Source organism: Streptomyces sp. NPDC058683, from assembly GCF_042716195.1.
Taxonomy (GTDB): domain Bacteria; phylum Actinomycetota; class Actinomycetes; order Streptomycetales; family Streptomycetaceae; genus Streptomyces.
This window is the reverse complement of sequence record NZ_JBHXSK010000001.1, coordinates 310895-328074: the sequence shown is the minus strand read 5'-3', so window position 1 is coordinate 328074 and position 17180 is coordinate 310895. Positions and strand designations below refer to the sequence as shown.

General features: G+C 73.5%; 13 protein-coding genes. 3 read left to right on the top strand and 10 right to left on the bottom strand.

From position 1 onward, the window contains the following. Positions 1-65: 65 nt before the first annotated feature. Both ACFWXC_RS01595 and ACFWXC_RS01590 read right to left on the bottom strand, forming a co-directional pair. Positions 66-1913 carry a transketolase gene (locus ACFWXC_RS01595; RefSeq protein ID WP_384471274.1) on the bottom strand — a complete coding sequence of 616 codons (1848 nt, stop codon included), beginning with the start codon at positions 1911-1913 and terminating at the stop codon, positions 66-68. A 403-nt stretch (positions 1914-2316) separates the two neighbouring features. Further along, complete coding sequence (locus ACFWXC_RS01590) at positions 2317-2772, bottom strand: phage holin family protein (protein WP_384471271.1); 456 nt, start codon at positions 2770-2772, stop codon at positions 2317-2319. Positions 2773-2859: 87 nt separating this feature from the next. On the opposite strand from ACFWXC_RS01590, the gene ACFWXC_RS01585 reads away from it, so the two are divergent. Then, positions 2860-3210, top strand: a complete 351-nt coding sequence (locus tag ACFWXC_RS01585; RefSeq protein WP_384471269.1) for a VOC family protein — start codon at positions 2860-2862, stop codon at positions 3208-3210. Here the strand turns inward: ACFWXC_RS01585 and ACFWXC_RS01580 are convergent, their stop codons facing one another. From ACFWXC_RS01580 to ACFWXC_RS01555, 6 genes are all read right to left on the bottom strand, one after another. Next, on the bottom strand, positions 3211-5151 hold the full coding sequence (locus tag ACFWXC_RS01580) for a DUF5107 domain-containing protein (RefSeq protein ID WP_384471266.1): 1941 nt from the start codon (positions 5149-5151) through the stop codon (positions 3211-3213). Between the two features lie 74 nt (positions 5152-5225). Further along, positions 5226-5780, bottom strand: a complete 555-nt coding sequence (locus tag ACFWXC_RS01575) for a GNAT family N-acetyltransferase (protein WP_384471263.1) — start codon at positions 5778-5780, stop codon at positions 5226-5228. A 78-nt stretch (positions 5781-5858) separates the two neighbouring features. Continuing rightward, positions 5859-6782 carry an LD-carboxypeptidase gene (locus ACFWXC_RS01570; RefSeq protein ID WP_384471260.1) on the bottom strand — a complete coding sequence of 308 codons (924 nt, stop codon included), beginning with the start codon at positions 6780-6782 and terminating at the stop codon, positions 5859-5861. Further along, the gene (locus ACFWXC_RS01565; RefSeq protein WP_384471257.1) at positions 6779-8710 is read right to left on the bottom strand and encodes an LpqB family beta-propeller domain-containing protein; all 1932 of its coding nucleotides are present in this window, start codon (positions 8708-8710) and stop codon (positions 6779-6781) included. The genes ACFWXC_RS01570 and ACFWXC_RS01565 overlap by 4 nt, the downstream gene beginning before the upstream one ends. Positions 8711-8718: 8 nt before the next feature. After that, the gene (locus ACFWXC_RS01560) at positions 8719-10023 is read right to left on the bottom strand and encodes a M20/M25/M40 family metallo-hydrolase (RefSeq protein ID WP_384471254.1); all 1305 of its coding nucleotides are present in this window, start codon (positions 10021-10023) and stop codon (positions 8719-8721) included. Then, positions 10016-10849, bottom strand: a complete 834-nt coding sequence (locus tag ACFWXC_RS01555; RefSeq protein WP_384471251.1) for a M55 family metallopeptidase — start codon at positions 10847-10849, stop codon at positions 10016-10018. Before ACFWXC_RS01555 ends, ACFWXC_RS01560 begins: the two co-directional genes overlap by 8 nt. A gap of 178 nt (positions 10850-11027) precedes the next feature. Between ACFWXC_RS01555 and ACFWXC_RS01550 the strand changes: the two genes are divergently transcribed. Both ACFWXC_RS01550 and ACFWXC_RS01545 read left to right on the top strand, forming a co-directional pair. After that, positions 11028-11555 (top strand): hypothetical protein, encoded by a 528-nt coding sequence (locus tag ACFWXC_RS01550; RefSeq protein ID WP_384471248.1) that lies wholly within the window; start codon positions 11028-11030, stop codon positions 11553-11555. After that, positions 11552-13693 (top strand): hypothetical protein, encoded by a 2142-nt coding sequence (locus tag ACFWXC_RS01545; protein WP_384471245.1) that lies wholly within the window; start codon positions 11552-11554, stop codon positions 13691-13693. Before ACFWXC_RS01550 ends, ACFWXC_RS01545 begins: the two co-directional genes overlap by 4 nt. 69 nt (positions 13694-13762) lie before the next feature. On the opposite strand, the gene ACFWXC_RS01540 is transcribed toward ACFWXC_RS01545, so the two are convergent. Beyond that, positions 13763-14488 carry a class I SAM-dependent methyltransferase gene (locus ACFWXC_RS01540; RefSeq protein WP_384471242.1) on the bottom strand — a complete coding sequence of 242 codons (726 nt, stop codon included), beginning with the start codon at positions 14486-14488 and terminating at the stop codon, positions 13763-13765. 134 nt (positions 14489-14622) lie between these two features. Then, positions 14623-17070, bottom strand: a complete 2448-nt coding sequence (locus ACFWXC_RS01535) for a SpoIIE family protein phosphatase (protein ID WP_384471239.1) — start codon at positions 17068-17070, stop codon at positions 14623-14625. Positions 17071-17180: the final 110 nt, after the last annotated feature.

Sequence of the window (17180 nt, the reverse complement as noted above, 5' to 3'; positions counted from 1 at the left end):
CCACCGGCTCCCGCACCCCGCCACCGCTCATCGCACGACCGCCTCGTCACCGTCGTCGTCGCCGCTCATCGCACGATCGCTTCCTCGACCAGCAGCCGCCCGGCCGCCGCGATCGCCTCGGCGTCGATGCCCGCCGCGTGCAGCTGCTGGTCGGGGGCGGCCGAGCCCGGCATGGTCCGCACGGCGAGCCGCACCAGGCGCGGTACCGGCCGGCCGTCGGCGAACGCCTCGGCGACCGCGTCGCCGAGCCCGCCCTCCTCGTGATGGTCCTCGACGGTGAGCAGGCAGCCGGTCTCCTCGGCGGCCCGGTGCAGGGTCCCCCGGTCGACAGGCTTGACGGAGTACAGGTCGACCACCCGGATCCGGATGCCGTCCTCGGCGAGCGCGTCGGCGGCCTTCAGCGCCTCGTGCAGGGTGACGCCGGCGGCGATCACGGTCAGCCGGTCCGCGTCGGAGGAGCGCAGCACCTTGCTGCCGCCCACCGGGAACTCCTCGTCAGGCCCGTAGATCACCGGGCTCGCACCGCGCGAGGTGCGCAGATAGCGGATGCCGTCCAGCCCGGCCATGGCCGCGACAAGCTTGGCGGTCTGGTTGGCGTCGCAGGGGTACAGCACGGTCGAGCCGTACAGGGAACGGAACATCGCCAGGTCCTCCAGGCCCATCTGGGAGGGCCCGTCCTGCCCGATCGCGACACCGGCGTGCGAGCCGACCAGGTTGATCCCGCTGCCGCTGACCGAGGCCATGCGGACGAAGTCGTGGGCCCGGCTGAGGAAGGCGGCGAAGGTGACGGCGTACGGCACCCAGCCGCGCGCGGCCATCCCGACGGCACCCGCGACGAGTTGCTGTTCGGCGATGTAGAACTCGAAGTACCGGTCGGGGTGTTCCTTGCCGAAGAGCTCGGTACGGGTGGAGTCGCCGACCTCGCCGTCCAGCGCGACGATGTCGGCACGGGCGGTGCCGAGCGCGACCAGCGCCTTGCCGAACGCGTCACGGGTGGGGACCTCGTCCCCTTTGTCGTAGCGCGGGAGTTCGAGCGCACCGGTGGGCACGGAGTGCAGGGCACGGGCCGCCGGCGGCTCCTTCACATGGACGTGGAGGTTCCGGACGCCGCCCAGTTCGGCGACGGCCTCCTCGGGGTCCGGCAGCGGCTTGCCGTGCATGCCCTCGCGGTCCTCGACGGCGGCGACGCCCCGGCCCTTGCGGGTGCGGGCGAGGATCACGGTGGGCTGCCCCGCGGTGGCCGCGGCCTCGGTGCAGGCGCGGTCGACGGCGTCCACGTCATGGCCGTCGATCTGTACGGTGTGCCAGCCGAAGGCCTGGAAGCGACGGGCGTAGGCGTCCAGGTCGTGGCCGTGCCGGGTGGGGCCGCGCTGGCCGAGCCGGTTGACGTCGACGATCGCGGTGAGGTTGTCGAGATGCTCGTACCCGGCGTGTTCGGCGGCTTCCCACACGGAACCCTCGGCCAGCTCGCTGTCCCCGCACAGCACCCAGGTCCGGTACCGGCCGTGCTCCAGCCGCTTCCCGGACAGCGCGATGCCGACGCCGACCGGCAGACCCTGGCCGAGGGAGCCGGTGGCGGTCTCGACCCAGGGCAGCCGGCGCGGGGTGGGGTGACCCTCCAGATGGGAGCCGAGCTTGCGGAAGGTGAGCAGTTCGGCGTCGTCGATGGCGCCGGCCGCCTTGTAGGCGGCGTACAGCAGGGGCGAGGCGTGGCCCTTGGAGAGGATGAGACGGTCGTTGCCGGGGTGGGCGGGCCGGTCGAAGTCGTAGCGCAGATGGCGGGCGAGCAGGACGGCCATCAGATCGGCGGCGGACATCGACGAGGTCGGATGCCCGGACTCGGCCGCGGCCGCCGCCCGCACGCTGTCCACACGCAACTGCTGGGCGAGCTCGACGAGTTCGGCGGTGTTCATGAGACTCCTTCGGAGGGAGTGTCCGTAGCGGTTCCGGGGGCCTTCAGGCAGCTGCCGGCGAGTCCGTGTCCAGCGGCCCCGGCGAGGACGGTGCGAGCCTCGACGAGGGCGGAAACGGAAAGTGGTCGGCGGGGTCGGACAGAGTGACGGCGGCCCGGTGCCGGGCCGGCCGCGCAAGGATGGAGACCGCGCGACACCCGGCGAAACCGGCGCCGACGGTCACGATCCGGGGTCGACGGCTCACGGTGCGCCTCCGGGCATGCGTCTGGGTTCCGAGGCTTCCCAGGTAACCGTAGGCGGACCGGCCAAACGCCGCCCGCCGAAGGCGCCCCGCCCTGCGAACGCGGCACCGTGCGACCGGCCGCACACGCGCGGGCGGCCGACGGCACGGCGGGTGTCCGCCTCAGGCCCGATCGTGCGGTGCCTCCTGGCCGGCGTCGGGCGTCAGGGGCGTGACCGGAGTGACGGGCGGGACCGGCGGCTCGGACGGCATGGGCGGATACGGCAGCCCGCCGGGCGGCCCCGCGGGCGCCGGTTCGCCGATGCCCCGGTGGGGAGCGTGCGGCCTCCTGGGCCGGCCGGCCTCCCGCAGCAGGCCGGCGACCGCACCCAGGATCACCGCGGTGAGCAGTGCCGCGGCCCACCCCGGCAGCACGATCGCCAGCGCCAGGCCCACGGCCGCCGCCACCGCCGCCCCGGCGTACAGGGCGACCGCACCGGAGGCGCCGTACAGCAGGGCGGCCCGTCGGCGTTTCCGGCCCTGCTCGCGCAGCTCATCCCGTACGGTCTCGCGGGCGACCTGCGCCAGTTCGTCGACGAGATCCTTGTCCAGATGTTCGAGATGATCCAGATGTGCCATGCGGGCCGGGTACCCGGACGCGAAAAGCCGTAACAGGAGATCACCGGAGGTGGCGTCTTCCCGTCCGGGGCCAACTAGGCTCGTCGCATGGAGATTCTGGGCGCCTCCCTGCGCATCTGCGTCGACGACCTCGAAAGCGCGATCCCGTTCTACGAACGCCTCTCCGGCGGCAGAGCCCTCCGCTTCGAACGCGGGGGCGTCCAGGTCGCCGCGGTCGGCTCCTTCCTTCTGATGAGCGGCCCGGAGGCGGAGCTGGAGGTGCTGCGCAAGGTGACCGCGACGATCGCGGTACAGGACGTCGACGCGGCCCACCGGTTGCTGGACGACCTCGGCGCCCACATCCTCGCGGGGCCGGTACCCACCCCCGCCGGCCGCAACCTGCTCGCGATGCACCCGGACGGCTCGGTGTTCGAGTACGTCGATCAGCACCCGGCCTGATCAGGGGTTCCGCGGCCGCATCCGGAAGTCGTACCGACCGGGCAGCGGCTCGTCACCGAGCCGCGCCCACAACACGCCGACGGGATCGGCCCCTTCCCGCAGGTCGGCGACCTCGAACCCGTCCTCGAACACGGCCCGGGCCGCTTCCCGCCGCCCCTCGGCGAGCAGCAACTCGGCCGCCAGGAGCCGGAACCGGCCGCGTTCCCGGGTGGCCGGCGGCAGCGCCTCCCAGACGGTGCGGGCGTCCGCGACCCGCCGGACCCGCAGCAGCGCTTCGAGGGCCTCGCGGCCCAGCGCGGCACCGGCCGCCGTCCAGGCCGCACCGTCGTCGCGGCGTTCCCGGCACAGGTCGTCGAATGCGTCGGCGTACCGCTCGGCGGCCCGCTCGTGGTGCCCGTACTCCTGGTCGGCGACGGCGAGACAGCGCAGCAACGGCCACAGGGACGGCGCGAGCTGGAGGGCCCGCTCCCAGCTGCGGACGGCCTGGGCACGGTCGCCGGCGTGCCACTGGGCGACGCCGAGGTGGTACTCGGTGTGCGGGGTCGCGGGGGCCGTCTCCAGCATGTCCCGCCAGATCGGGGCGACCAGGGTGGGTCCCGGCGGCCGGACCCGGCGGGGTTCGGGCAGCGTGCCGGTGCGCAGCAGTGCCACCCAGGGCGCCTGCTCCTCGCCCAGCGTCGACTCGGCGAACGGCGTGCCGGGCAGTTTCCAGTCCGTGCGCAGGACTTCGAGGGCGCCCCAGCCGGAGCCGGTGGCGAGGATCTCGCCGGGTGCGGTGTCGGCGCAGGGCTGCCAGGCCGCGTACGCGGCATCGAGCGCGGTGCGGGGCAGGGCGGCCGCCAGCCGCTCCTCGACGGTCTCCGGCGCCCACTCCGGCGCCGTCTCCGCCGACACGGGCAGCGGCCCGTACGCCTCCAGCCAGGAGACCTCGCTCTCCGCCTCCAGCCGGACGTGCTCCAACTGGGTGCGGGCGAGCCCGGCCTGGATCTCGCGATAGCCGCCGGTGCCGGGTCCGCCGAGCCATTCCTGCCAGCGCCGGCCACCGGGACCCGAGCCCCACACGAACAGCTTCCGGCCGCGCAGTCCGTCGGTCGAGGTCTGCACCAGCCCGTGCCCGTCCGCGTCCAGCGCGGCGATCCAGGGGCGCCGGCCGTCCGGCACGTCGTAGAAGTAGTCGGTGGCGTAGTCGTGTTGGGTGTCGTACGGCGGAACGGGCACCCGGCGCAGCCGCCGTTCGGGCCCGAACTCCCAGGCCTCCGCGGCCGGTACCACGACCCGGCGGTCCTCGGGGACGGCCGTGTTGGACCACCAGTAGAGCGGCACCGGGCGTTCGTGCGGATTGCGGACGCGGACGCCGACGTACAGGAAGTCGGAGCCGTCCGGCAGCCACAGGTCGACCTGGAAGGGCAGGTCGCGCAGCCGTTCCCACTCCCACAGCCGGAGCATCTCCCCGCCGTCGGGGGCGGGGACGCGGGCCGCGTGCAGCGGGGCGCAGGACAGGGTGGTGTGGCCGGTGGCACCGATGTTCCATTCGATGCCACCGGCGTACCAGGCGCCGTTGAGGGCGAAGTCGGCGGGCTGGAACACCGGGTTGCGGTAGAGGAGTTCACGGCCGGTGGGCAGGTGGACGAGGGAGGCGACACGGCCGCCGAGGCCGGGCAGGACGGTGGCGCGCAGCCGGTCGTTCTCGATCACGAGCGCGTCGAGGGCGCGGGGCTCGCGGGTTCTGCCGTAGCCGTCGCGGATCCGTACCGGGAGGAGGCTGCGGAGCGGCTCGTAGCCGAGCTGCCGGGCCATGTCGGCGGGCAGTTCGTCCCGGTCGCGCTCGTCGACGCGGTGAACCTCGTCGAGGGGGCGGAGCGGGGGCAGCGGGTTGTCCGGGCCCAGCTCCGCCGCGGGCAGGGTCAGTACCTCACGTCGGATCCTCGTCACGATCGCCATGGAACCCGGCGCGGGACGAGCTGACCAGGGGAGCTGCCGGTCAGGATTCCGCAAAGGCCGGACACCTGCCGGAATCAGCGCATCTCCGCCGTGATCGCCCACCGCTCGTGGTCCCGCCAGGCCCCGTCGATGTAGATCATGTTCGGCGAGAAGCCCTCCAGGCGGAACCCGGCGCCGCGCGCGAGCGCGATGGACGCGGCGTTGCCGGGCTGGGCGTTGATCTCCAGCCGGTGCAGCCGCATCGGCCCGAAGGCGTGGTCCACGACCAGCCCCATCGCCTCCCGCATCAGTCCGCGCCCGGCGGCGTGCGCGAACACCCCGTAACCGAGGGCACCGCACTGGAAGCCGCCCTCGACGATGTTGTTGATGTTGATGAACCCGGCGATCGCCCCACCGTGCTCTCCGCCGTCCTTCGCGCAGACCAGGAACCCGGCCTTGCTGCGGTCCTCGATCAGGCGGCCCGCGTAGCCGGCGTAGGCCGCGTCCGTGGTGGGCGGGAACAGCCAGGGCTGGTGGAGGTCCTTGCTCTCCCGGGCCCGGGCGATGAACTCGGCGCCGTCCTCGTAGCTGAAGTGGCGGATGCCCACGCGAGGGCCCTCGGCGAGATAGCGGGAAGCGATGTGCGGCATTCGGCCACCCTACGCAAAGCCGGCCACGGCGTTTCACGAAACGTGCCCCGCACGGCGAGCGCGACCGGCCGTGCGGTCTCAGCGCAGCGCCGGTTCCAGCAGGGTGAGCGTGCCCGCGTCGGCGTCCAGCTCCGCCGCGACGCCGAGCGGGATGGTCAGGGCCGACTCGCAGTGCCCGAAGCCGAACTCCTCCACCACCGGTACCCCGAGCCCGCCGAGCCGGTCGGCGAGCACCGCCCGCACGCCCTCGTACGGCCCGCACCGGTCCCAGGACCCGAGCAGGATCCCGGCGACCCCGTCGAGCCAGCCGGACCGCAGCAGCTGGGTGATGCTCCGGTCGAGGCTGTACGGCTGCTCGCCCACGTCCTCCAGCAGGAGCAGCCCGCCGCGCGCGCCGGGGTGGGTGTGCGGGGTGCCGATGCCGGTCGCGAGCAGGCGCAGGCAGCCGCCGACCGTGACGCCCCGGGCCCGGCCCGGCACCAGCGCCCTGCCTCGGCCGGTGATCGTGCGCACCGTCTCCGGGGCGAACAGGGTGGCCCGCAGGTGCTCCTGGGCCTCGGTGCTCTTGACGAAGTCGGCGCCTGCGGCCACCGGCCCGTACAGGGTGGCGAGCCCGAGCCGGGTGGCGAACGCGTCGTGCAGTACGGTCCCGTCGCTGAAGCCGACGAAGGCCTTCGGCCCGGCGGCCCGCATCGCCTCCCAGTCGAGCAGGTCGACCAGGCGCTGGGCGCCGTAGCCGCCGCGCGCGCAGAGCACGGCGGACACGGACGGGTCGCACCAGGCCCGCTGGAGGTCGGCGGCCCGGTCGGCGTCGGAGCCCGCGAGGTAGCCCAGCTTCCCGTCCCTGGCGAGCACATGGGGTGTCAGCACCGGGTCGAGGTCCCAGCCGCGCAGGATGTCGAGGCCCGCCTGGAGCCGCTCCTCCACCACCGGTCCGCTCGGCGCCACCACGGCGACCCGCGCTCCGGGGGCGAGCCTCGACGGCCGTACCAGCTCTGTCACTTCACCAGCTCCAACTCGGGGATGCCGGGCACGGTCAGCCCGAACACCTGCGCATACAGGGCGAGTTCGGCCTCCAGGGCGCGAACCATGGTCTCGGCGCGACGGAAGCCGTGGCCCTCGCCCGCGAAGGTGAGGTAGGCGTGCGGCACGCGCCGTCCGTCGAGGTGGGCGAGGAAGCGTTCGCACTGCGCGGGCGGGCAGATCACGTCGTCCAGGCCCTGGAGCAGCAGGAAGGGCGCGGCGAGCCGGTCGGCGTGCTCGCTGGGCGAGCGTTCCAGGTATCGCTCGGGCACCTCGGCCAGCGGTCCGATCAGTGACTCCAGGTACCGGGACTCGAAGTCGTGGGTCTCTCCCGAGCCCCAGGTGGTGAGGTCGAGGACGGGATAGGCGATGGTGCCGCAGGCGTAGACGTCGGTACTGGTCAGCGAGGCGGCGGCGGTCCAGCCGCCGGCGCTGCCGCCCCGGATCGCGAGCCGGGCGCGGTCGGCGGTGCCCTCCTCGGCGAGGGCGAGGGCGACGGCCGCGCAGTCCTCGACGTCGACCACGCCCCACTGCTCGCGCAGCCGGTTGCGGTACTCCCGCCCGTACCCGGTGGAGCCGCCGTAGTTGACCTCGGCGACCCCGATGCCCCGGGAGGTGAAGTAGCCGATCGCCAGGTCGAGGACGAGGGACGCCCGGCTGGTGGGGCCGCCGTGTGCCCAGACGACGTACGGCGGCAGCTCGCCGTCGGGGGCGGTGTGGCCGGGGTGGTGGGGCGGGTAGATGTGGGCGTGCACCTCGCGGCCGTCCGGGCCGGTGAAGGTGCGGGCCCGCGGCTCGGGGTAGTAGGCGGGGTCGACCGGGTCGCGGTGGGGGGTGCCGACGACCCGGGCGCGGCCGCTCGCGGTGTCGAGTTCGATCACCTCACCCGCGGTGCGCGGGCCGGCGCCGACCCCGGCGACGCGGGTGCCGTGCGCCGCGAGGGTGGGGGCGAACTCGGTCCAGTGTCCGGCGGCGTCGACGAGTTCACCGGACTCCGGGTCGAGTATCCCGAGTGCGGTCGCCCCGCGGCCGTGGACGACGGCGATCAGCCCGTTGTCCAGCGGTGCGAACCAGCGCTGGCCGAGCCTCCAGAGCGGCCCGGCGAACTCCTCCTCGCGCGGGCACAGGGGGGTGCCGTCGCGGTAGAGGTTCCACCAGCCGCTGCGGTCGCTCGCGTACAGGAGGCGGCCGTCCTTCGACCATTCGACCTGGGCGATGGACTCCTCGGGCCCGCCCGCGACCGTACGGACCTCGTGCAGCACACCGTCGTCACCGACCTCGCCGACCAGCAGTTCCGTGCCGTCCCACGGCATCCGCGGATGGTCCCAGGCGAGCCAGGCGGCCCGCCGCCCGTCGTGCGAGAGACGCGGCCCGGTCACGAACCGGTGCCGTTCGCCGGTGAGTTCGCGTACGGCGGCCCGGTCCTCGGCGGCCGAGCCGTCCAGCGGTACGGCGGCGAGCACCCGCCGCACATCGCCGGGGCCGTCCCCGGTGAACTCCTCAAGGACGCACCAGACCTCACCCCGGTCGAGCAGCAACCGCGGGTCGGCCCAGCGGAGTCCGGGCGGGGTCAGCGGGCGGGGCTCGGCGCCCGGCTCGTACCGGTACAGCCGCTGGTCGTCGAAGTGGACGAAGACCAGCAGCGGTTCGCCGCCGGCGGGCACCGCACCGGCCCAGGGCTGTCCGCCGTACTCGATGACCCGGCTGCGGACGTTCCACGGCGCGGGCAGCACCGACTCCCGGGTGCTGCCCCGCACCAGGGTCCGGCGCCCGCCCTCCCGCGGGCGGGGTTCGGTCCACCAGGTCTCGTCGCCGACGAAGCCCACCCAGTCGGGGCTGCCGTCGTGCGCGGCGGCCAGCGCCGCGTCGATGGGCGAGGGCCAGGAGCCGTACGGCTTCGTCTCCACGATGTCTCCTATGCCGTGCGCAGGAAGCGGTCCAGGACCCGGACGCCGAAGTGCAGGGCCTCGACGGGGACGCGTTCGTCGACGCCGTGGAACATGGCCTGGTAGTCGTAGCCCTCGGGCAGCCGGAGCGGTGTGAAACCGTAGCCGGTGATGCCGAGCCGGGAGAACTGCTTGGCGTCGGTGCCGCCCGACATGCAGTACGGCACCACATGCCCTTCGGGCGCGAACTCCTCGACGGCGGCGCGCATCCGGGCGTACGTCGGTGAGTCGAGCGGTGCCTGGAGGGCGACCTCGCGGTGGTGGAACTCCCAGTCGATGTCGGGCCCGGTGAGCCGGTCCAGGGTGGCGCGGAACTCGTCCTCGGTGCCGTACAGATGGCGTCCGTCGATGAAGGCGACGGCCTCGCCGGGAATGACGTTGACCTTGTAACCGGCGTTCAGCATGGTCGGGTTGGCGCTGTTGCGGACGGTGGCCTCGACCAGCTTGGCGGCCGGGCCGAGCTTGTCGAGGAGCAGGTCGACCTCGTCCAGGTCGGGCTCGATGCCGTAGAGGACAGCGAGTTCGGTGAGGGCGGCGGTGACCGTCGGGGTGAGCCGGGTCGGCCAGGTGTGCTCGCCGATGCGCGTGACGGCGGCGGCCAGCCGGGTGACCGCGTTCTCCTTGTTGACCTTGGAGCCGTGTCCGGCCCGGCCGCGCGCGGTGAGCTTCAGCCAGCCGGTGCCGCGCTCCCCCGCCGCGATGGGGTAGAGCTGCCGCCCGGTGCCGTCGTGGAAGGTGAAGGCGCCCGACTCGCTGACGCCCTCGGTGCAGCCCTCGAACAGCTCGGGGTGGTGGCCGGCGAGGAAGCCGGAGCCGTCCTCGGCGCTGGCCTCCTCGTCGGCGGTGAACGCGACGACGATGTCCCGGCGCGGCCGCACCCCCTCCCGGGCCCAGGCCCGCATCACGGCCAGGATCATCGCGTCCATGTTCTTCATGTCGACGGCGCCCCGGCCCCACACGACCCCGTCGCGGATCTCCCCGGAGAAGGGGGCGACGCTCCAGTCGGCGGCCTGCGCGGGCACCACGTCCAGGTGCCCGTGGACGAGGAGCGCGTCCGCCGTCGCGTCCGTCCCCTCGATCCGGGCGACGACGTTGGTGCGGCCCTCGGTCCGCTCCAGGAGGATCGGCTCCAGACCCGCTCCCGCCAGCTGTTCCGCCGCGTACTCGGCGGCGGGCCGCTCGCGGCAGTCACCGCCGCCGAAGTTGCTGGTGTCGATCCTGATCAGCTCGGAGGTGAACCGGACGACCTCGTCCAGCGCCTGCTGGTCAGCCATACTGCTCCTCCACGGCTGCCGAGACGATCGTGGTGACCGCCTTGAAGGTGCGGATGGCGTCGTACATGGTCCCCTCGGTGTACGCCACCTTCCGCTCGCCGGTCCGCTCCACGCCCGGGACGACGGTGGCGGAGAGGGCGAGGTGCTCGGCGTCGAACTCCAGGGCGACGGTGAACGGCCCGCCGGTCACGGGTTCGTGCCGCACCGCGAGCCCGGCCGCGTCCTTGGCGGCGGCGCGGATGTCGGCGGCGGTCCTGGCGGGCGTGCGGCACTTGGCCGCGTACCTGGACACGTGGTCCTTGACGGCGACCTTGAGCGCCTCGGGCGCGTAGCCGAGGGCGTCCTCGCAGGCCAGGTCGTCGCCGGTGACGAGGACGACGGGGACGCCGTACTCGGCGACGACGTGCGCGTTGAGCAGGCCCTCGCTGGCGCGGACGTCGTTGAGCCAGACGCCGGTGATGGAGTTGGCGAGGTAGGTGTGGGCGAGGACGCCCTCCATGCCGGCTCCGGTGTGGTAGCCGACGAAGGCGATGCCGTCGACGTCGCCGTGCTGGACGCCCTCGACCATGGAGAGGGTCTTGTGGCGGCCGGTGATCATCTCGGCGCGCTCGTCGAGCTGCTCCAGGAGCAGGTTGCGCATGCTCCAGTGGGCCTCGTTGATGACGACCTCGTCGGCACCGCCGTCGAGGAAGCCGAGGACGGCGGCGTTGACGTCGGAGGTGAACATCGACCTGCACCGCTCCCACTGCGGCGTTCCGGGCAGTACGTCGCCGGGCCAGGTCACCCCGGTGGCGCCCTCCATGTCGGCGCTGATGAGGATCTTCATGGTGCGCCACGTTACGCGTCCGGGCGGCCACCGGCCAGGAAGCAAGGCGTCGTCCTCCAACCCCGCTGACATGGTGCGCAGTTGACGTTCTTTGCCGTGCGTTGACAAAAGACGGAACCTTGCATTTAGGTAAGCCTTACCTAAGTCACCTCCCGTCGAGAAGGGTTCACCCTCCGTCATGAGATCCCGTACCGTCGCCCGTGCCGCGCTCGCCGTCACCGCCTCCGCAGCCCTCACCCTGGGCCTGGCCGGCTCCGCCTCCGCCGCCACCTCGACCCGCACGGTCACCGACGCCGGCACCACCTACAGCCTGTCGCTCAGCGCCCCCGACACGGCCGCCGCCGCCGGCCGGACGATCACCGTCACGGGCTCCGGGTACAACACGAGCCAGGGCGTCTACGTCGGCCTGTGCGTGGTCGACGGCACGCCGGGCGCCAACAAGCCGAGCCCCTGCCTCGGCGGTCAGGACGAGTCCGGCACCACGGGCGCCTCGCACTGGGTCAACAACACCTTCGGCGGGCTCTTCGCCAACAGCTCCAGGTTCGGCACCGGCGGCACCTTCAGTGTGCAGATCTACGTGAAGGCGGCCCTCGACGACGGCAGCGTCTGCGGCGAGGACGTCACCTGCGCCGTGGTCACCCGCGCCGACCACTTCGACAGCGAGGACCGCAAGTACGACGTCCACGTCCCGATCACCTTCCAGTGACCCGGAGCAGACACACCGGCCCGGCGGCGCTCCTCGGCGCCGCCGCGCTCGCCACCGCCTCGATCGCGACCGGGTCCGCCGCCCGGGCCGCGGACACCCCGCGGACCGCGCACGGTCCGGGCGGCCAGGAACTCACCGTCTCGGCCACCGCGAACCTCGGCCCCGACGGCGACACCGTCCAGGTCACCGGCGCGGGCTACGACGAGACCAAGGGCATCTACGTCGCCCTGTGCAAGGACAACGGCGACGACCGGATCCCCGGCCCGTGCGTCGGCGGCGCCGACACCTCCGGCGGCGCGGGCGCCTCGACATGGATCGTCCCCGACGGCGACCCCAACGAGGGCGAGCTCGCCCAGGCCTACGGCCCCGGCGGCACCTTCGACATCCGGCTCGCCGTCAGGGCGAAGGACTCCCACGTCGACTGTGCGCAGGTCGTCTGCTCGGTCGTCACCCGCGTCGACCACCGCGGCACCGGGGACCGCTCGCAGGACGTCCGTGTCCCGGTCGTCTTCGCGGGGCAGGCCCCCGAGGACGGCGGCGACGGCGTCGACGTGCCGCCGGGCACGGTGAGTTACGCGAAGACGGCGGAGTTCACCACCGCCGGCCGCCCGCAGGACCTGCTGCTCCACCCGGACTCCGGGAAGCTGTACGTCGGTTCGGCGGACATCCCGGACACGGCCGACGTCAACGAGCGCGGCCTGTACGCCCTGGACCCGGCGGACGGAAGGGTCCTGTCGCACATCGCGCAGGCGCCCGGCTCCACGGGAGCGCTCGCCGCCCGCAACGTACCGCTGCTCGTCGCACCGCTGGCCGGCGACGGGGTGGTCTTCCACTACCCGCTGCGCGGCATCGGCACCGCGAAGGACGGCGACGCGACCGCGGGCGGCGTCTGGCTCGCGGGCGCCACGGTCACCGGCGTGGGCTCCGGCACATCGGCCGGCACGGTACTGGTCGCCCAGGGCCCGGCCCTCTCCGAGGTCGAGACGGCCACGGGCGCCGTCCGGCGGACCCTCACCCTCGACGGCGGCTCGGTCCTCGGCGTGGACAGCGCCGGCTCGGCCGCCTGGTCGGCCGGTTCGGCGGGCGGACAGCTGCGCCGGATCGACACCGGTTCCTTCACCGTGACGGCGACGGCCCGACTCCCCGACGCCTACGTCACGTTCCTCGAAGCCGATCCGGCCACCGGCAACGTCTGGGTGGGCAGCGGGGACTCGGTGCTCGTCTACGACGGGGACGCGAAGCTCCTCGCCACCCTGGAGGGCGACGACCGCCCGACGGCCCTCGCCTTCGACACGGCGACCCGCCGGGCCTACGTACTCCGGGAGGACTACGGCAACGCCGACGACGGCGCCGACAACACCGGGGCCCTGGAGGTCTACGACAGCGGGCACTTCGGGCGCGTGGCCGAGCCGGTCGCCCTGCCGGGCAGCCGCGCCGATGCCTACGCGGGCGTCGCGGTCGCCCCGGGCGCAGGCACGGTCTTCGTCACGGACGGCGCCGAGAGCAAGGTGCTGAGGTTCGAGCTGCGGATGTCCCCGAAGATCGTGCGGGCCCCGGCCGACCGGACCGCGGCACCGGGCGAGGAGGTCACGTTCGCCGCGGCGGCCGAGGGCACACCGGAGCCGACCGTGCGGTGGCAGGTCAGCACCGACGAGGGACAGACCTGGTCGGCGGTCGAGGGGGCCACGGAGACGTCGTACACCTTCACCGCGGGGATCCGTCAGGACGGTGAGCGCTACCGCGCCGAGTTCACCAACTCGGCGGGGACCACGCGCACTTCACCGGTCACCCTCACGGTCTCCGAACCGGGCGAGGACGACGGCGGGAACGACGGCGGGGCCGGTGGTGACGACGGCGGTACCGGCGGTCCGACGGACGGCGGGACCACCACCGGGGGCGACGGCGGCTCCGGCGGAAGCGGCTCGGGCTCGGTCACCACGGCCGGTGGCACCTCCACCGCCGGAGGCACCGCAACCACCGCTGGAGGCACCGCAACCACCACCGGCGGCACCGGAACCGCCGTCTCCGGTGGCAGTCTCGCCGCCACGGGCGTCGGCGCGCTCTCCGCGGCCGCGCTCGCGGCGGCGCTGCTGGGCACGGGCTGGGCGGCCTACCGCCGTGGCCGCGACAGCACCTGACCGGCCCGGCACAGCGGTCCACCCCGCGGCCACGCCACGCCGAGGGGCGGACTCGCGCTGTCCTGATGGTCAGTTCGCGCGGCCGGCCACCAGCCACCGCGACGGCAGCACGATCCGCTCGCCGTCCGGGGTGAACTCCGTTGTCGTCAAGGGAAGTTCGCCGCTCGCGAGGACCGTGAGGCCGGCGTTGCGCAGGTACTCGGGTACCGCGTCGTCGGCGACCTCGCCGGGGGCGATGCCGTGCCGGAAGACCGGGGCGAGCTTGGGCGGCGGACCGGACGGGCTCTGGGCGAGGCCGCCGAGGATGGGGCCGGCGGCCTCGGAGAGCTCGACGAGGAAGGCCCGGCCGCGACCGCCGACGAGCGTGGCGACGGCGTCGGTCAACGGCTGCCGGTCGTCGGGTTCGCACTGGTGCAGAACGCCCCGCATATAGACGTTGGCGTCCCCGAGTTCGGCGTGCAGGGCCTCGGCCTCGCTCTTCTCGGCCGCGTCCAGCTGACGGTAGCGGGCCAGTCCGGCGGGGTCGGCGTGCCGGGCGTGCTCCAGGGCGGCCTCGGCGATGTCGGTGCCCAGCACCCGTGGAAAGCGGCCGGCGAGGAAGCGGGTCTGGGTACCGTTGCCGCAGCCGAGGTCGACCAGCGGCAGGCCGGGGTCGGTGAGGTGGGGCTCGAAGAGGGGGACATGGACCGAGGCGGTCACGCCCGGCTCCGCGTCCCAGAACACCGCCCCCGTCTCACTGGGCGCCTCGCGCCAGAAGCCCTCCCAGGCGTCCCGGTATCGACTCGTCACGCTCATGCCCAACTCCCCAGGGTGTGACCGCAGAAGGCCGCCGTATGTGACGGGCCAGTACGGTTTACCCTGCGCCGGTTTCGGCCACAAGCGCCCAGCGCGTACCTTCACCCCACTTTCGACGAACGTGCGCCCCTCGGTCAGCGGCGGCGTGAGGTCAGCTCGAACCAGACGGTCTTCCCGGCGGCCGTACGGCTGGTGCCCCACTCCCGGGCCAGCGTGCTGACCACCCGCAGTCCGCGTCCGGCGGCGGCGCCGGGTTCCGCGCTGAGCAGGGTCGGCAGGGCGTGGTCGTCGTCATCGACCTCGCACAGCAGGTTCTCGCCGTGGATCAGCCGGAGCTGGACCGGACGGCTGTGGGAGTGCCGTAGCGCGTTGGTGACGAGTTCGCTGACCATCAGCTCGGTGGGGTCGGCGAGCCGGGCCAGGCCCCAGTCGTGGAGCTGTTCGCGGACCGCGGCGCGGGCGCGGCGGACCTCGGCGGGGTCGAGGGCGAGCCGCCATTCGGCGACATCGTCCGGTTCGATGCCGTTGAGGCGGGCCATCAGCAGGGCGACGTCGTCCTTGCGGCCGCCGCGTGTGTTCAGGGCGCGGATGACGGTGTCGCAGGCGTCGTCCATGGAGGCGGCCGGGTGGGCGGCGGACTCGCAGAGGGTGGCGAGGCCGACGCCGATGTCCTCGCCGCGCATCTCGACGAGTCCGTCGGTGCACATCACCAGCCGGTCGCCGGGGGCCACGCGCACCCGCAGCGACTCGAAGGCGACCCCGCCGACGCCGATGGGCGCCCCGGTGGGCAGGTCGAGGAGTTCGCTGCGGCCGTCGACGGCACGGACCAGCACGGGCGGGATGTGGCCCGCGTTGGCGAGGTGGAGTTCGCTCTCGATCGGGTCGTAGACGGCGTAGAGGCAGGTGGCGAGGTAGCCGTCGCCGAGCCGCTGGGCCAGGTCGTCGAGGTTGCGCAGGAGCTGGGCCGGCGGCAGGTCCAGGGCCGCCATGGTCTGGACGGCCGTCCGCAACTGGCCCATCATCGCGGCCGAGTTGAGGCCGTGGCCCATGACGTCGCCGACGACGAGGGCGGTGCGGGCGCCGGGGAGTTTCACGGAGTCGAACCAGTCGCCGCCGACACGGCCCAGCAGGGTGCCCGGCAGGTACCGGGTGGCGATGTCACAGCCGGCCATGCGCGGCGGGATGTGCGGCAGCATGCTGTCCTGGAGGGTCTCGGCGACGCTCTCCTGGAAGGTGTACATGCGTGCGTTGTCGAGCACGAGGCCCGCGCGGGCGGCGAGTTCGGCGCCGGTGACGCGGTCCATGTCGTTGAACATCTCGCGTTCGGGGTGGCGCAGCAGGATCATGAAGCCGAGCACGACCTGGCGAGCCTTGAGGGGGACGACCAGCATCGAGCGGCCGGTGATCAGGGGCCGGATGTCCCGCTTCTCGAACTGGGAGGCGATGGCGTGGCCCATCTCCACGCTGATGCGCGGCACCAGCACCGGCTCGCCGCTGGTCATGCACTGGAAGAACGGGGTGTGCGCGGGGAACGGCATGGCCTCGCCGACCGGGACGACGTCGTCCCAGCGGCCGGGTTCGTCGGTGTGCTCCAGGGCGACCCGGTGCCACATGGTGGTGGTGTCGGGCACACCGTCCGGGAACCCCTCGCCCGCGACGACCTGTTCGCGCAGATAGGTGCCGGCGACATCGGTGAAGCGGGGCACGACGGCTCTGCTGACCTCGACGATCGTGCGGGACAGGTCGAGCGAGGTGCCGATCCTCCCGCTGACCTCGTTGAGGAATTCGAGGCGCTCGCGGACGGCCGCGTACTCCAGGTCCTCGCCCTCGTCGTCGGTGAGGTCGGCGGGCACCGGCAGGCCCTGGGCGGCCACCCGGGCGGCGTGCTCCCGGCGGGCCTTACGCTCGGTGCGCCGGGCGACGCCCCAGTCGGGGGTGACGGGAACCCGGTCGTTCTGGCTGAACTCCAGGATCGGATAGCCGAGTTCGAGGACCTGGGCGACGATCCGGGCACTCTCGTCGACGCTCATGCTGGGCAGGATCTCGGGGAGCCTGCGGGCGAGTTCCTCGGCGCCGGGGAAGTCGGTGTGCAGGGCGAATCCGGGCGCTATGCGCTCGAAGGCCACGTCCTCGGCGTGCTCGGACCGGCGGAGCCGTTCGGCGTCGGCGGCGAGCACCAGCAGCCGCTCCTCGCCGGGGCCGACCAGCGGATACGCCCACCACAGCACATCGACGCGGTCGCGGTCCGGCACGGTGAGCCGGGCGCGGCCCGCGGCGGGGAAGTTCAGCCGTCCGTCGAGGGAGGACTCCAGGTCGGGGCCGAGTCCGTCGTAGGCCGCGTAGGCGCCGTACGGAGTGATCTCGTCGTACTCGGGAAGCGCCCCGGAGACCGGCAGCAGGTCGAGGACGGGGTGGCCGATCGCCTGTTCCCTGGCGGCGCCGAACAGCCGGCGTGCGCCGGTGCTCCAGTGGGAGACCCGCCCGTCGCGGTCGACGACGACCACGGCCAGCGGGATGCGGCCCGGCGCGCCCTCCCCAGCACCGAGGCCGGGAGGCGTGTCCCGCTCGCTGCCATGGTCCATGGCCCAGGCCCTCTCTCCCCACGGCTCCGCGAAAGATCTGTGCCGCCCGCCACTACCGTACGGTGGCCGTCGGTTGCGATGTGTGGCATTCCTGGAATTGGTTTCACCGG

Coding starts and splice junctions, on each gene's coding strand:
- ACFWXC_RS01595 (WP_384471274.1), bottom strand. CDS start 1,913: ATGAACACCGCCGAACTCGTCGAGCTCGCCCAGCAGTTGCGTGTGGAC.
- ACFWXC_RS01590 (WP_384471271.1), bottom strand. CDS start 2,772: ATGGCACATCTGGATCATCTCGAACATCTGGACAAGGATCTCGTCGAC.
- ACFWXC_RS01585 (WP_384471269.1), top strand. CDS start 2,860: ATGGAGATTCTGGGCGCCTCCCTGCGCATCTGCGTCGACGACCTCGAA.
- ACFWXC_RS01580 (WP_384471266.1), bottom strand. CDS start 5,151: ATGGCGATCGTGACGAGGATCCGACGTGAGGTACTGACCCTGCCCGCG.
- ACFWXC_RS01575 (WP_384471263.1), bottom strand. CDS start 5,780: ATGCCGCACATCGCTTCCCGCTATCTCGCCGAGGGCCCTCGCGTGGGC.
- ACFWXC_RS01560 (WP_384471254.1), bottom strand. CDS start 10,023: ATGGCTGACCAGCAGGCGCTGGACGAGGTCGTCCGGTTCACCTCCGAG.
- ACFWXC_RS01555 (WP_384471251.1), bottom strand. CDS start 10,849: ATGAAGATCCTCATCAGCGCCGACATGGAGGGCGCCACCGGGGTGACC.
- ACFWXC_RS01550 (WP_384471248.1), top strand. CDS start 11,028: ATGAGATCCCGTACCGTCGCCCGTGCCGCGCTCGCCGTCACCGCCTCC.
- ACFWXC_RS01540 (WP_384471242.1), bottom strand. CDS start 14,488: ATGAGCGTGACGAGTCGATACCGGGACGCCTGGGAGGGCTTCTGGCGC.
- ACFWXC_RS01535 (WP_384471239.1), bottom strand. CDS start 17,070: ATGGACCATGGCAGCGAGCGGGACACGCCTCCCGGCCTCGGTGCTGGG.